The following is a 14,873-nucleotide window of genomic DNA, read 5'->3' as shown; positions in this document are numbered from 1 at the left end:
CGATCCGCAGCCCCGTCCCGTTCATCTCCACAACAGGAAATTAACAGGACCGCCGGCGGATTAAAAGACCCTCGCCGGAAAACCTAACAAAGTACTACTAGCCGTCGCCGGGCGGCCGCTCTTCGCTGAAATCAAGACCTCGGGCGTCCGGCTGAACATCCGCATTCCCCTCGCCGGTGCTGCCCGGGGGCACGGCGCCTCCGCCGTGGGTCAGCTGTTCTTCGGTAATGGTGTCCGGCCTTGTGCCGTCGGACGGTTGCCCGCCTGTTGATTCGGGTCCTTCTGCTTCGCGTTTCTGCTTGACGGTCGGGACGTTGTCCTGCTCGTTGAGCAGGTTTCCCCCGACCAGCTGCGGCTCCTGGTCCTGCGTGGGTTCCTCGGTCATGCACAATCCTCTCTTCGACTGCTGGGAATTCGGCGGGCGCGCCTACCGCGCCATGGCCTCCTTCTGCTGCCGGGAGACCTCGGTTCTCCCACCGCAGTAGGAGCAGCTGATCTGGTACCGCTTCCGCGTCGTAAAGACCGGGATGAAGAACAACGTGAACTTGGTGGCGCGTTCCTCCAGCCGCTGTTCGGCGTGCTGATGGCAGTACCGGCAGGTGCCGGGCCTGGAAAACAACGGGCGCAGCACCGTCTTGAAACCAAACAGGATGAGCATCCGAGCCTCCTCGACGGTCCGCGGTCCGTCCGCCCACCGCATTGCTAAGGGTGCTTACTACCCTCCACGCTTCCGGCTCCGGATGCAAGTCCCACTGCACACGCGAGTAGACTGGGTAAAGCGACACGTATTGGGGAACTCACCCTGGGCGTAGTCCCTGAGGAGTCCAGTTTGATAGTACGTACAGCCGACCTTGACCACACGAAGCAGCAATTGGATCGGCAGTACGCTCCCAATATCGGGGACATTAACCGGTATTGCGACTCCCTGCGCGATCTCAAGCCGGGCAGGGAACTGCCCTACATCGATCCGATGCATGATGCGGACCAGTGCAAGATCGTCAGCCTCTTTGCCAGCCCCGGTCCGGCTAGCCCGGATCCGTCCAGTCCCGATTCCGGAACCGGTTTCCTGGGGGCGGGCAATAACGATGGCGGCGCGGCCCGCATGAGTGCCATCTTTGAGCATCTTGGCCTTCGTCCGGAACAGGTCATGCCGTGGAATGCCTACCCGTGGTACCTCAACAAAGGGGACGGGAAGCTCACCAACCAGCAACTCGATGAGGGTCTCAAGCCCCTGATCAGGTTCCTGGCACTGGTTCCGCGCGCGTCCGCCCTCGTCGCCCACGGCACCGAGGCACGCAGGCTGGTCCGGCGCCTGGAACAACTGGGACTGCGCAACATCCGGGCCAGGGGCTTCAAGTCCTATGAGGTCCACGCCGCCGGAGACCGCGCCTTCACCGGTGCGCCGGCCAGGCAGGAGCAGTGGCTGGAGGAAATGCGCGCTGCGTACCAGGAGGCCATGGCCCGTGCCGGCATCGCACGGAAGCGCTGACTGCACGGAAGCACTCACTGCACCGGAGCGCTGACCGGCACGACGGCGGGCGCCCGGTCCCGTGCTACCGGGCCGGTTCCAGCCGGATTACCACCGATTTCGACGCTGGCGTGCCGCTGACGTCCGCCACGGAGTCCAGCGGTACCAAGACGTTCGTCTCCGGATAGTAGGCCGCCGCGCAGCCGGGCGGCGTCGGATAGGCGACGGCGCGGTAGCCCGCAGCCCGGCGTTCGACGCCGTCGCGGAACTCCGAGACCAGGTCCACCAGGGCGCCGTCGGGCAGTCCGCGCTCCGCCAGGTCGGCTTCGTTGACCAGCACTACCCTTCGGCCATGGTGGATGCCGCGGTAGCGGTCATCCTTGGCGTAGATGGTGGTGTTGAACTGATCGTGGGTGCGGATGGTCTGCAGCAGCAGCCGGCCGTCCGGCACGTGCGGGTACTCCAGCTCGTTGGCGGTGAAGACAGCCTTGCCGGAGGGTGTGTTGAAGCGGCGGCTGTCCCTCGGGCCGTGCGGCAGGATGAATCCGCCCGGCTGGTCGATCCTGGCCTCGTAGTCGTTGAAGCCGGGGATGACGCGGGAGATGTGCCGGCGGATCTGTGCGTAGTCCCCCTCCAGCGCCGCCCAGTCTGCGCGCGGTGCCGGGGTTCCGAACGGTGAGTTGCCGCCGTCGAAAAGCCGGCGGGCGAGGCGGCAGACTATGGCGACTTCGGACAGCAGCTGGTCGCTGGCCGGCTCCAGCCGGCCGCGCGAGGCGTGCACCTTGCACATCGAATCCTCCACCGTCACGCGCTGGTCCCCGGTGGCCTGGGTGTCCCGCTCGGTGCGGCCCAGCGTGGGAAGGATCAGGGCCCGCCGTCCCGTGACGGCATGGGACCGGTTGAGCTTGGTGGAGACCTGGACCGTGAGGCGGGTGCTGGCGATGGCGGCTTCGGTCACGAGCGTGTCCGGCGTGGCCCGGACGAAGTTGCCGCCCAGGCACATGAAGACCTTGGCCGCGCCGTCCCGCATGGCACGGATGGCGCCGACGGTGTCCCAGCCGTGGGCCCGTGGGGAGAGGAACTGGAATTCCGTGTCCAGGGCGATGTGGAACCACTCGGGCATCCGTTCGAAGACGCCCATGGTCCGGTCGCCCTGCACATTGGAGTGCCCGCGCACCGGACAGACGCCGGCGCCGGGCCGGCCGATATTGCCCTGCAGCAGCAGCACGTTGACGATGTCCCGCAGCGTGGCCACCGCATGCTTGTGCTGGGTCAGGCCCATCGCCCAGGTGACGATCGTGGCTTTGGACGCCAGCAGCCGGGCACCGAGGCCGCGGATCTGCGCCTGGGTCAGCCCCGTGGCGGCGAGGATTTCGGTCCACGGAAGTGCGCGCACGTGTTCCAGGTAGGCTTCGAGCCCGGTGGTGTGCGCGTCCAGGAATTCCCGGTCGAAGACGGTCCCCGGCGCGGCTTCCTCCGCTTCCAGCAGCAGCTTGCCCAGGGCCTGGAACAGCGCCTGGTCGCCGCCGATGCGGATGGGCAGGTAGTCGTCGGCCAGCCGTGTCCCGCTTCCGGCCAGGCCGCGGACGGTCTGCGGGTTGTGGAATTCCTGCCAGCCGGCCTCCGGCAGTGGATTGACGGCCACGATCACTGCGCCGTTCTGCTTCGCCTTCTCCAGCACGCTAAGCATCCGTGGATGGTTGCTGCCCGGATTCTGTCCGACGATCAGGATCAGTTCGGCGCAGTGGACGTCCTCCAGGCTGACCGATCCCTTGCCGATCCCGATCGACTCCGTCAGGGCGAAGCCGCTGGATTCGTGGCACATGTTGGAGCAGTCCGGCAGGTTGTTGGTGCCGAGCCCCCGGACCATCAGCTGGTAGAGGAAGGCTGCTTCATTGGACGTCCGGCCGGAGGTGTAGAAGACCGCTTCGTCAGGGCCATCCAGCCCGCGCAGCTCCTCCTCGATGACGCCGAAGGCCTGGTCCCAGCTGACCGGCCGGTAGTGGGTGGCCCCCGCGTCAAGCAGCATGGGATGGGTCAGCCGGCCCTGCTGGCCCAGCCAGAAGTCGTCTTTCTCCCGCAGGTGGGCTATGGAATGTTCAGCAAAGAACGACGGCGTCACGCGCCTGCGCGTGGCTTCCTCGGCTACCGCTTTGGCCCCGTTTTCGCAGAACTCCGCCCGGTGCCGGTGGTCCCCCTCGGGCCAGGCGCAGCCCGGACAGTCAAAGCCGTCCTTCTGGTTGACCCGCAGCAGCGTCCTGGCGCTGCGGACGGCGCCCATCTGCTTGACCGCAATTTCCATCGCATGGGCGATGCCGGGCACTCCCACGGACTTGGTCTTGGGCTTGCCCACGGTGAGTTCAGCCTCGTTGATGCCTTCGCGGGGTGCCTTGGTAGCCACGATGCCCACATCCGTCCAGCTCCGTTGACAGTCAATGCCCCAATTCTAGGAGCCTTGGCTGCGGCAGGGAATGGGGCCCGCCGGCGGGCAACCGGCCCGCAGTAACCGGCCCGGCAAGCGGCTCACAGCGACCAGGCGTAACGCAGCCGTTCGACCGCGGCGGCGACCGGCACGCCGTCGAACGCCACCTGCTCATGGGCGCGGACGGCGGCGAGCGCTTCGAAAATGCCGTCCCCCAGCATGCGTCTGGCCGCCGGCGAAGTTTTCAGGTGCTCCAGTACCTCCTGCTGTCCGGCCGGCAGGAGGTCCATTCCGCGGGCCCCGCGTTCGGCCTCGGTCAGGTCCGCGGGATTTCCGGTTGCCTCGGCGGGCAGCGTGGCGCGCTCCGCGATGCCCTCCAGCGCCGCGTGCAGGATGACGGCGGTGCTGAGGTAGGGATTGGCGGACGCGTCCACGCATTTGAGTTCAATGTTCGCCCCGTGTGGGTTTCCCCGGGTGGCGGCGCACAGCCGCACCGCGGCTTCCCTGTTTTCCAGGCCCCAGCAGCGAAAGACCCCCGACCATTGGTTGGGTTTCAGGCGCAGGTGGGACACCGGGGAACCGGCCAGCACGCCCATCAGCCCTGGCAGCGCACTGAGCAGGCCCGCGATGGCTCCGGCCCCCTCGGTCTGCAGCCCGTGGGGGCCGGAGCCGCCGGAGAACAGCGGCCTTCCGCTCTTAGCGAGGGAAAGATGCTGGTGCGCGCCGTTGCCGGCTGCGCCTTCCTGCGGCATGGGCGAGAAGGAGACGGGCAACCCGTGCCTGCGGGCGGCCCTGCTGACCAGGATCCGGGCCAAGACCACGGCGTCAGCCGCGGTGAGCGGGTCCGCCGGGGACAGGGACAGCTCGTACTGGCCCGGCCCGTATTCGGCGTGGAACTGTTCAATGGACAGGCCGGCCACGTCCGCTGCCTCAAGGACGTCGTGGAAGAACTCCCCGGCGGCGAGCGCAGCAGAGACACCGTAGGCCGCCCAGCGCCCCGTCCGGCCTGCGCTGTCCGGGGCCAGCGTGAATTCCAGTTCGCAGCCCACCCGGCTGTCCACACCGGCGCCGTCCAGGTCCGCCACGGCGCGGCGCAGCAGCGTGCGGGTGCAATATTCGGAGGCCGTGCCGTCCTGGTTGACGACGTCGGCGGGCGCCCAGGCGGTTCCGGTGCCGATGTCGCGCAGGCCATCGACGTCCAGCCGCAGGCGCAAATCCCCTACCACCGTGAAGCGGGGCGTAAAGGCCAGGGTGTCGTCGGCGCAGAAGACGCTCCATGACAATGCGGCCCCCATGCCCGCCGAGGCGAATTGCCGCAGCCTGCCCAGCGGTACGCTCTTGCCGCGGGCGACCCCGCTCATGTCCACGACGGAACCGAGCACGCTGCGGATGCCCCGCAGGTCGAGTTCGTCGGCAATCCGATCAATGTACTGTGCAGCAGCGGTCCCGAAGGCATCATCTGTGCTGGTCATGTTTCATTCCTCCCGGGAGTCGGGTTCCAGTCCATAGACGCGGCAGGCGTTGCCGCAGCCGATCAACTTGGCGACGTGGATGGCCTGGGCTTCGGTCCACTCGTCGCTGTCCACGAATTCGCCCAGGACGCGGACCATGCCGCGGCGCCACAGGTGCGCCCCCAGATAGTGCAGTTCGGCGGGCCCATAGGCATCCGAGGAAAAGAGGAGCTTGCCGAACGGGGCCAGTTCCAGGGCCTCGGCGATGATGGCTGCGCTGCGTGCCCCGGTGTAGTTGACCGCCAGCCCGACGTCGAAATACACATTCGGATACAGATGGGCCAGGACACCGCATTCGCGCTGATACGGGTAGGAATGAAGCAGCATGATCGGCGTGCCTGCCGGTTGGGCCAGGTCGATGAACCTGCGCAGCAGCAGCGGGTTCGCCGTCCTCAGGTCGACATCCGGGTCGCCGAATCCGGTGTGGAACTGCAGCGGACGCGCCAGGCCGAGCGCGGTCCACAGCAGGTGGCGGATGATCACCGGGTCCGTGGCACGCGGGCGCGTGCCGGCGTCGTTCCCGGTAAGCCAGCGGTCGACGGCGGCCCTCACCTGGCGCCGATCCGGCGGACGCGGGTCGAAATCGAGTCCGCAGCGGTAGGCGGCGATCGATTTGAAGCCGGCGGCACCGGGGGCCGCGGCGGCCAGCGCCGCCTCGACGTCGTCCTGGTAGACAGCCGCGGACGTCCCGTTGCGGATGACCGACTCTGCCAGTGCCTCAAGGCGGATGATCCGGTGGACGGGCCGGCCGGACCAGCCGGCCAGCTGTGCGGACGTCGCCAGATCCGCCCCGGGCAGCGGATCCAGCAGGTAGGTCCCCACCCCGCTGGCCTGCAGCAGCCGCCGGTTGACCTCCGCTGTGCCCAGCTCGGCGCGCCGTTCCGCATAGGTCCCCATCGTCGCAGCCGGTGCCAGGCCCAGCACCGGCGAGCACCAGCGGCGCACGGCATAGCCGAGCTGGGAATCAAGTCGGCTCTCCCCCGGCCGCGGCGGCTGCGATGCCTCGCTGAGCTGCAGTTCCAGGCCCGCCAGGCCAGGTTCCGACTTCAGGACGGAGTGGACATGGTGATCCACCAGCAGCATCCGGGCGATCGCAGCGGCGAGGTCGGAAGCCGCCGCCGCGGCGTCAGGATCTGTTGGCTGGCTCATGGATCGGATGTCTCCACTGGTGCTGTTCCTCCAGTGAAGACCACCAGCCGGGCCGGTGCAATAGCCGGGAAGCAGGTGCAGCTGCGCATGTTGCTGATGGGTGGATTGTTACATGAGTGAATTGTGAGATTAGCCACGCCGCCTGTAGCCTTACGGAGTTAGTGCTGCCGTTCACTTGGGGGAAATCATGAACTGCTTCCACTCATCCAGCTAGGGTTTCGCTGCCGGCCACCGGTCCGGCCCATAGCCGCCGGCATCGGTCGATGCAGGCGAATGTTTGCCGCCACGACAGCTGTCGTTCAAAGTCATCCGGCATAACTACGAAACCACCCCAGTGGCACGTTTCGGACACCCCTGCATTGGCCGGGTGCCTTTCCGTGCCGCGCGCTCCGAAGCCCTCAGCGACTCCGGAGCATGCCATTCCATGAAGGAAAACCATGCCATTACTCCAGCGTTCCGCTGCCGCCCTCATGGCGGTGCTGCTCTCCGCAGCCACCGTGACCACACTGTCCGTCCCGCTGGCGCAGGCAGCGCCACCGCCGTCGCCGGATACCGTTCCGGTCGAAATGGCGGAGGGCACCCCGCACTCAGCGCACACCTTCGAAACCGGCACAGGTACTGCCGCGAAGGGCATCCAAGGGACCCAGACGCTGGAGGAGGTCCAGGGCGCCTCAGGCCTCGCCCGGGCGGGGAACATCAACGTCCACCTGGTCACTGTCAAGCTTGCGGACAAATCCTACGCGGATACCAATGCCATCGACCTCGGCAGAGCACGGAACGCGGTCAGCGAGGCCAGCAGGTACTGGAGCTCCCTCTCGGACAACAGACTGAGCCTGTCGATCGCCAACGAAGTCCGCGCCTTTCCGTCCAGCGCCCACTCCAGCCAGTCCTACTGGACCATCATGGACACGGTCACGCGCGAGCTGGGCTGGGTGAACCGCCCTTACAACACCCTGCTGGTCTTCATTCCGACGGCGAATCTGTGGGGCGGCGCCCTGGGCGCCGGCTGGAGCGGCGACGATACCGGCGGCCGCATCCTGATGCCCCTGCCCAGCAACTTCACCAACAACGTGGTCACCCACGAGGTCGGCCACACCCTGGGTCTCATGCACGCCGACAGCCTGCAGTGCCTCAGCGGAGCTTCCGATACCGGAGCGAGCAGCTCCGGCGGTTATGCCGATTCCTCCTGCTCCATCCGGGAGTACGGCGATACCACCGACCTAATGGGTGCTGCCCAGTACAACATGCCGGTCATCAGTTCCTCCTTCTGGGACTACGGCCGTTTTGGCCGCGGAGTCGAAATCCTCAACGTCGGCGTCGCCTCAGGACGGCGGAGCTACACGCTCAAACCCTGGGCAGGCTACGAAGCCAACCGCGCCCTGAAGTTCACCGACCCGAAGAGCGGTGAGGTGTACTACGTAGAGTTCCGCGCTCCCCATAACTGGGACGCGAATACTGCCCACAACGGCAACCGGGGCGTAAAAATCGTCCAGCGCGGCGGCGCCACCATCGCCAGCTCCCTGATCCTGATGCCCAATACCCGGCCCTTCGCCGGGTTCTACAGCCCGAACCATGCCTGGCAGGCCGGCCAGACCTTCACGACCCACGCGGGGACGAAGGTGCACATCAATTACGTCAACAACGACGCCGCGGGCATCACAATTGACGCCGGCTCCCCGTTCAGCGACATCAACGCCTCCGGCTTCGCCGGCGAGATCCTCTGGATGTACGATCGCGATCTGGCCGACGGGTGGCCGGACGGTACTTTCCGGCCCTACCAGCCGATCAGCCGCGAAGCAGTGGCGGCCTTCATATACCGGATGGCGGGCCGTCCGGCTTTCACGCCGCCGGCGGTCTCTCCCTTCCGCGACGTACCCACCAGCCACCAGTTCTACCGGGAGATCTCCTGGATGGCGCAGTCCGGACTGGCCGAAGGCTGGTGGGACGGCACGTTCCATCCGTCAGAGCCGATCAGCCGTGAGGCGATGGCCGCGTTCCTGCACCGCTACAGCGGGGAGCACTGCAACATCGCGGCCGCCGCCGGCTACGTCGCACCGGCAGCCAGCCCGTTCGGGGATGTGCCCGTCAATGCCCAGTTCTACAAGGAAATCGCCTGGCTCAACCACGCGAACATTTCGAACGGCTGGCCGGACCGCACATTCCGCGCCGGTGAACCGATCACCCGCGAGGCGATGGCCGCGTTCATTTATCGCCTGGACCGGTTCCAGACCGTCCAGGGCGGCTGCCGCCCGTAGTGCCGGGACAGCACCGGCGCCGCAGGAGTCTTCCGCCAATCAGCGGAGGGCCCCTGCGGCATTTGTTGACACATCACCTTGTTCTTTCTAACATTGTTGAAGTATCAACTAACCGACTGCGAAGGTGTCCCATGTCCTGGTTCAGCAAACTGTTTTCCCGTTCGTCCCGCTCCGGCGCTGCCGCCGCTGCACCGCAGCATCATGCAGACGCTGCCGCTGCCGGTGCAACCGCCCCCGCCGCGGACGCTATTCCGGCCAGCCTGCCGGCCGATCCGGAACACCGGGGACTGCCCAGGATCGCCATTATCACCGGAACCACCCGTCCCGGCCGGAACAACCTCTCCGTGGCCCAGTGGGTCCTCGAGCAGGCCTCCCAGCGCACGGACGCCGAATTCGAGCTGGTCGACATCGCCGACTACAACCTGCCCGTACTGGACGAGGCCATGCCCGCCGGCTACCAGCAGTACACCAACGAGCACACCAAGGCCTGGTCCGCCAAGATCGCCGAATTCGACGGCTACATCTTCGTCACCCCGGAGTACAACCACTCCATCACCGGCTCGCTGAAGAACGCCATCGACTTCCTCTCCGTCGAGTGGAACAACAAGGCCGCCGGCTTCGTCTCCTACGGCTCCATGGGCGGCGCCCGCGCCGTCGAGCACCTGCGCACCATCGCCTCCGAGCTGCAGCTGGCCCATGTCCGCAACCAGGTCATGTTCTCCCTGTTCACCGACTTCGAGAACTTCTCCGAGTTCAAGCCGACCGAGCAGAACGCCTCCACCCTGGCCCCCATGCTCGACCAGCTGCTGCCGTGGGCGAAGGGCTTCGCCACCATCCGCTGAACGGACCTCGTCCGCTAAACGGGCCTCCAGACCTCGAACCGGTCCAGAAGCGACTGCGGACGGGCCGCCGCGAGGACCACGGTTCCGGGGTAGCCCTGCAGAACCTCCGCTAAGCGGGCCCTGCCGTCCGCGTCCAGGTCCTCCTCCAGATGGTTGACCAGCAGCAGCGCGGGTTCGCCGAAGGCCGCCCGGGCCAGCTGCAGCCTGGCCCGCTCGGATGCGCTCAGCGGCTCACCGCCCCCTTTGAGCACGGTCCGCTCGGCCTCCGGCAGTGTGGCTACCCGGTCCGACAGACCGACGGCGGCCAGTGCCGGCAGGGCCTGCCGCTCGTCCAGATCGGGCCGCCGGTACCGCACTGCACGCGCAATCGTCCCGCGCTCCAGCTCGCTCCCCCTGGCCGCGTATCCGACGAGGACGCGGCGTTTCGAGGACGGGAGGGTCAGCAGGTTGTGCCTTCCGATGCAGATCCGGGCCCCGGGAACTTCCGGGGCCCGGACACCCAGGATCATTTCGAACAGCCGGGTGGCGGTCCCGGAATCCGGCGTTCCCAGGACGATCCGGGCCCCAGGCGCAGCGGCGAGCGGCGGCAGCGCGGTCCCGTCCAGGACCAGTCCCTCGACCACCAGGCCGGCGCCTTCCGAACCCATGCCTTCGGTAGCTGTTCCGCCTTCGGTAGCTGTTCCGCCTTCGGCACCCTCCCGCCGTCGTGCTTCCTGCTGCGGGCGGGCATCCTGCTGCGGGCGGGTGGGCGCACCAGCGGCGAGCGCCGGACCCAGGATCCGGCGGGCCGCCTTGAAATTCTGCCGGTACTCCACCACCCGCCCCAGGTCATTGACCGGCGCGGCGATCACGCCGACAACAGTCAGGGCGGAGGCGATGGTGGCGGCATCGATCCCCAGCCAGGCACCGGTTCCCGCCACGGCTGTGCCGGTGACCGAGGCGGTCACGACGGCGGAGGCGCGGATGAAGCCGGCGATCCTGGCCCGCTCGACGGCGGCTGCTGCCACCTTGCCGCCCAGCCGCTCGACCTGCCGCAGCTCCCGCCGGACGCCGCCGGCCGCCCGGATCGTGACCGAGGCCGCCACAGTGTCCGCTATCTGCGCCGCCAGCCGGCCCCGTCTGCGGCGTAGGATGCGCGCCTTGGCGAAGGCCGGTCGGGCCAACAGGAACAGCGCCACGGCCAGCAGGCACAACGGCAGCAGCAGCGCCGCGGACAGCGCCGGAGCCAGGAACCACAGTGCCGCACCGCTGCCCAGGATCAGCGGCACGCCCACCGTGAGCGGGGCGATGCCCAGGGCGATCCAGTTCCGCACGCTGGACAGGTCGTTCGTCGTCCGGGCGACGGTGATTCCCAGCGACGGTCCGGTCTCGGCCACCAAGGCGGACCGGACCAGTCCGGTGCGGATCTCGTTGACATAGTGCTGGCCGAGCTTCTCCGCCAGCACCCGCTCCAGCAGCCGCAGACCGCCGACGCCATGCGCGGCGGCCACCAGGGCCGCGACGGCGGCGATCCGGGTGCCGGCATCCGGCGCCCCCAGGAGCCAGGTCATCAGGAAGGCTCCTGCGCCGGCCAGCGCCGCCTGGCCGAGCCCGTTGGCTACGAGCAGGAGCATCAGCCTGCGCCGTCCGGGCGCCAGGAGCTTAGGCAGCATCAGCTGGCACGCACCGGCAGCAGCCCCAGGGCCACGGTCGGCTCGCACAGCGAATAGGTGTCGAGCACCGGCACGTCGATGACAGCGGCCGCTTCCCGGGCCGCCAGCGGCGACGCCGTCAGGAGCCCGGACACTGCGGCGGGGCGCAGTCCCGCCTGCTGCAGCACCCCGATGCCGGCCGTGGCGCCGAGAGCGTCGGCGGCGGAGAACACCACGCGGTCCACCAGGCGGTGGAACATTGGGTCGGAGAGCAGGCGCCGCGTCTCACCCTGGTAGAGGCCGTCGGCAATCTCGACCACGACGACGTCGGTGCTTTCCTCGGCGAGCGCCTCCACCACGCTGCCCAGCAGGCTCGTGACCTGGTCATAGTCGAGGCGGAACGTGCTTGGATAGCCGAAGTCGGTGAAATCGAGGACCTTGGCGGCGCCGGCATCGGCGAAGAGCAGCGGATCATTTCCCGAGCCTGTGCCGGTTGCCTTGCCCGCGGCCACTTCCAGTCCGGCTGCGGCCAGCCCGTTGACCAGGCAGCCCAGGGTCGTTGACTTGCCTGAGTTCATGGAGGTTCCCAGGACCGCGATCACAGGGGGCCTGCCGGGCAGTCCGCCCACATCCGGGGTGACGCGCCGCGGCGCCAGCCGGGCCAGGTTGAGCACGCCGTGCGCATCGGCCAGCAGTCCGATCGGTTCAATGGCCGTGGGGGCGCCGACCCCTGCATGCCGGGCAGTCACCCGTGCGGCCATGCCGCCGGCTGCGACCAGATGGCACCGGTCGAGGTCGCCCGGCACCTCGGCGAGGAACTGGTCCGGAGCATAGCGGTGGCCGTAGGCGACCAGGATTTCGTCACCCACGAACAGCGACTGCCGGCGGGAGCCGGGGCCCTCCAGTTTGGTGTGCTTGCCGACCTGCGTGACGCGGGCCAGCACGATGTCCCCGGCCGAGGGGACGACGCCGTTGCCCGCGGCCAGGGTGAAACCTTCGGCGCTGTACTTCAGGCGGCGGGCCAGGAAGCGGGTGGTGTAGGCCTTCTTGGCCCGGAGCAGGCGGCGCGGTTCAACGGCATCTAGGCCGGTGTCCAGGCTGGCGGCCGGACCGGTGTGCAAGCCGGTGACCGGAGCTGCATCGGTGCTGAGGTGGATGGGATGGGGATGGACGGCCAGTGACATGGTTTCTCCTCGAGTCGGTCCCGCGGCTTCGGAAGGTGCTGCTCTGCTTCCGTTGTCACCCAGTCAACCGGGCCTAGATGAGGATCAGATGATGCCCATATGAAGGTTCCTTCATCCGCTCCGCGGGTTCAGGCCTCCAGCCGGCGCGCGGAACCGGTGAAATGGCACCGCAGGCTGCGCTGGTTCCAGCCCACGAATTCCGACCCCGACCAAGCGCCGGCACGTGCATCGTCAGTGATGGCGACCGCCACTACGCCTGGCAGGAATACCGGGGACCCGAAGTCGATGGACCACTCGAAGGCACCGGTTCCCGGGCCGCCCACATCGCCCAGAACCCGCGAGGCCAGGTACATGCCGTGCGCAATCGGTTTCTTCAGGCCCAGGACCCGGGCCGACAGGACGCCGAGGTGGATCGGATTGAAGTCATCGGACACGGCCGCATATCCGCGCCCGGTGTCCGCGCCCAGGCGCCAGATAGCCGTGGGAGCCGGTGGTGTGAAGTCCGGCCGGTTCCGGGTTCCAACGGCGGCGCCCTCGACCGCGCGCGGGGCTGCGCTGTCCGGGGCTGCACTGTCCGCTGCTGCGCGGTCCGCGGCCAGACCGAAGACGCCTTTGGCCAGATAGGTGGATCGCCCCTGCCACACCGGCTCTCCGCGCACGGCGGCGCTGGCCACCATGTCCACCTGCGTGCCGGAGCGATGGCCTCGCAGCCGCTCAGCCCAGGCCGTGATCGTCAGCGGTTCGCTGAAATGGACCGGCCGCCGGTGCACGGCGTCATTGTGCAGGTGAACCATGCCCAGCAGCGGCAGCGGGAAGTCCGCGCGCGTCATGACGCTCATCGCCACCGGAAACGCGAGCGCGTGCACAAACCCCGACGGCAGCCAGTCCCGGGCCGGCTGCTGCAGCAGGTGCTGGAACCGCGTGAGCCGGAGCGGGTCCACCGCGATGTCCGCCACGGTGTGGCGCTCCGCCGGCAGTTCCGCGGGCACGGTGTGCTTCGATAGGCGCTGCCGGGCCGCTGTTCCCGCGGCCGTCAGGTAGAGCCGCGACAGGGACGGCATCTCCGCCAGAATGCGCTCTTTCATGCCCCCACCAGGTTCTGTCCGCAGACCCGCAGGGTTTCCCCGTTGATGCCCGCGGCCGCGTCGCTGGCCAGGAAGGAAACCGCTTCGGCGACGTCGGCCGGCAGCCCGCCCTGCTGCAGGCTGCTTAGGCGCCGGGCCACCTCGCGCGTGAGCAACGGCATGCGCGCCGTCATGTCCGTCTCGATGAAGCCGGGGGCGACGGCGTTGATGGAACCGCCTGCTTCCGCCATGAGGGCCGCCGTGGCCCGGACCATGCCGATCACGCCGCCCTTGGAAGCAGCGTAGTTGGCCTGGCCGCGGTTTCCGGCGATGCCGCTGGTGGAAGCCAGCGACACGATGCGGCCGCGGCGGCCGAAGACCTCGGACGCCAGCAGCGCCGTATTGATCCGCAGCTGGGCCGCAATGTTGACGCTGATGACGGAGTTCCAGCGGGCCTCATCCATGTTGGCCAGGAGCTTGTCCCGGGTAATTCCGGCATTGTGGACGAAGATGTCCAGCCGTCCATAGCGTCCGGCCGCATGCGCGAGGATGCGCTCGCCGGCGTCGGGGCGGGTGATGTCCAGCTGCAGGGCGGTACCGCCGGTCCGGTTCGCCACCGCGGCCAGCTGCTCGCCGGCAGCCGGAACGTCGACGGCGACGACCTGGGCGCCGTCGCGGTGCAGCACCTCCGCAATCGCGGCGCCGATTCCGCGCGCGGCGCCGGTAACGACGGCGGTTCTGCCGGCCAGCGGCCGCTCCCAGTCCTTGGGAAGGGCTCCCGCTGCGGAGCCGATCCGCAGGAACTGTCCGTCGACATAGGCGCTCCTGCCTGAAAGCAGGAACCGCAGCGCAGCCTGCGCGGAGGGCGCCGTGATGTCCGCACCGTCGGCGAGCAGGATCCCGTTGCCCGTGGCACCGGCCCGCAGCTCGCGCGCCACTGAGCGCAGCATTGCCTCCACGCCCTGCCGTACCGCCGCCGTTGCCGGGTCGGCCGCGTCCGCTGCCGGCCGCGAGACGGTGAGCACGCGCCCGCCCGGCGCCAGCTGGCGGAGGGCCCCGCCCAGTGCCAGGGCCGGTGCGGCCAGATCCGCCGGATCCGACAGGTCCTGGGCAGCGACGATGATCGCGCCCAGTTTGTCCGTGGCCTGGTTCCGGACGTCGAGTCCCCAGCCCGACAGGATGCCTGCCAGCGCGGCGGCACCGCCGCCGACCAGCAGGACGGGACCCGGCACCAGCGGCCCGGACGCGTCGTGGCGGCGCAGGACCGCCGGCCGCGGCAGTTTCAGCGACCTGGCGATCTGGCTGGTAATGCCGGAATTGACGAGTGTCAGGTAGGTGTCCGTCATC

At 68.4% G+C, this 14,873-nt stretch carries 12 protein-coding genes; 3 read left to right on the top strand and 9 right to left on the bottom strand.

Going from position 1 to position 14,873, the window contains the following annotated elements; translation table 11 throughout:
- Positions 1-97: 97 nt before the first annotated feature.
- Entirely contained in the window at positions 98-385 is a 288-nt protein-coding gene (locus AC5RWU_RS12180; RefSeq protein WP_494031116.1) for a hypothetical protein, read from the bottom strand.
- A 42-nt stretch (positions 386-427) separates the two neighbouring features.
- Positions 428-658, bottom strand: a complete 231-nt coding sequence (locus AC5RWU_RS12175; protein ID WP_494031117.1) for a zinc-ribbon domain-containing protein — start codon at positions 656-658, stop codon at positions 428-430.
- Between the two features lie 171 nt (positions 659-829).
- Here AC5RWU_RS12175 and AC5RWU_RS12170 point away from each other — a divergent pair, with 171 nt between their 5' ends.
- On the top strand, positions 830-1,489 hold the full coding sequence (locus AC5RWU_RS12170) for a uracil-DNA glycosylase family protein (RefSeq protein ID WP_494031118.1): 660 nt from the start codon (positions 830-832) through the stop codon (positions 1,487-1,489).
- Between the two features lie 64 nt (positions 1,490-1,553).
- Here the strand turns inward: AC5RWU_RS12170 and AC5RWU_RS12165 are convergent, their stop codons facing one another.
- The 3 genes from AC5RWU_RS12165 to AC5RWU_RS12155 form a co-directional block, all read right to left on the bottom strand.
- On the bottom strand, positions 1,554-3,869 hold the full coding sequence (locus AC5RWU_RS12165) for an FdhF/YdeP family oxidoreductase (protein ID WP_494031119.1): 2,316 nt from the start codon (positions 3,867-3,869) through the stop codon (positions 1,554-1,556).
- A 122-nt stretch (positions 3,870-3,991) separates the two neighbouring features.
- Complete coding sequence (locus tag AC5RWU_RS12160; RefSeq protein ID WP_494031120.1) at positions 3,992-5,362, bottom strand: glutamine synthetase family protein; 1,371 nt, start codon at positions 5,360-5,362, stop codon at positions 3,992-3,994.
- A gap of 3 nt (positions 5,363-5,365) precedes the next feature.
- The gene (locus AC5RWU_RS12155; protein ID WP_494031121.1) at positions 5,366-6,550 is read right to left on the bottom strand and encodes an amidohydrolase family protein; all 1,185 of its coding nucleotides are present in this window, start codon (positions 6,548-6,550) and stop codon (positions 5,366-5,368) included.
- Positions 6,551-6,987: 437 nt separating this feature from the next.
- On the opposite strand from AC5RWU_RS12155, the gene AC5RWU_RS12150 reads away from it, so the two are divergent.
- Both AC5RWU_RS12150 and AC5RWU_RS12145 read left to right on the top strand, forming a co-directional pair.
- A complete protein-coding gene (locus AC5RWU_RS12150) occupies positions 6,988-8,805 on the top strand; it encodes an S-layer homology domain-containing protein (protein ID WP_494031122.1) in 1,818 nt (605 codons plus the stop codon).
- 131 nt (positions 8,806-8,936) lie between these two features.
- Entirely contained in the window at positions 8,937-9,647 is a 711-nt protein-coding gene (locus tag AC5RWU_RS12145) for an NADPH-dependent FMN reductase (RefSeq protein ID WP_494031123.1), read from the top strand.
- Positions 9,648-9,661: 14 nt separating this feature from the next.
- On the opposite strand, the gene AC5RWU_RS12140 is transcribed toward AC5RWU_RS12145, so the two are convergent.
- The 4 genes from AC5RWU_RS12140 to AC5RWU_RS12125 form a co-directional block, all read right to left on the bottom strand.
- Complete coding sequence (locus tag AC5RWU_RS12140; RefSeq protein WP_494031124.1) at positions 9,662-11,299, bottom strand: ABC transporter domain-containing protein; 1,638 nt, start codon at positions 11,297-11,299, stop codon at positions 9,662-9,664.
- Entirely contained in the window at positions 11,299-12,462 is a 1,164-nt protein-coding gene (locus tag AC5RWU_RS12135) for a DUF1611 domain-containing protein (protein WP_494031125.1), read from the bottom strand. Before AC5RWU_RS12135 ends, AC5RWU_RS12140 begins: the two co-directional genes overlap by 1 nt.
- Positions 12,463-12,590: 128 nt before the next feature.
- A complete protein-coding gene (locus AC5RWU_RS12130) occupies positions 12,591-13,547 on the bottom strand; it encodes a MaoC/PaaZ C-terminal domain-containing protein (RefSeq protein WP_494031126.1) in 957 nt (318 codons plus the stop codon).
- Positions 13,544-14,872 carry a 3-oxoacyl-ACP reductase gene (locus AC5RWU_RS12125; RefSeq protein ID WP_494031127.1) on the bottom strand — a complete coding sequence of 443 codons (1,329 nt, stop codon included), beginning with the start codon at positions 14,870-14,872 and terminating at the stop codon, positions 13,544-13,546. Before AC5RWU_RS12125 ends, AC5RWU_RS12130 begins: the two co-directional genes overlap by 4 nt.
- Position 14,873 lies beyond the last annotated feature (1 nt).

This window comes from Arthrobacter sp. B0427-1-12 (assembly GCF_059092905.1).
Note: the sequence above shows the minus strand (reverse complement) of the source record. Positions and strands in the feature narration are given on the sequence as shown.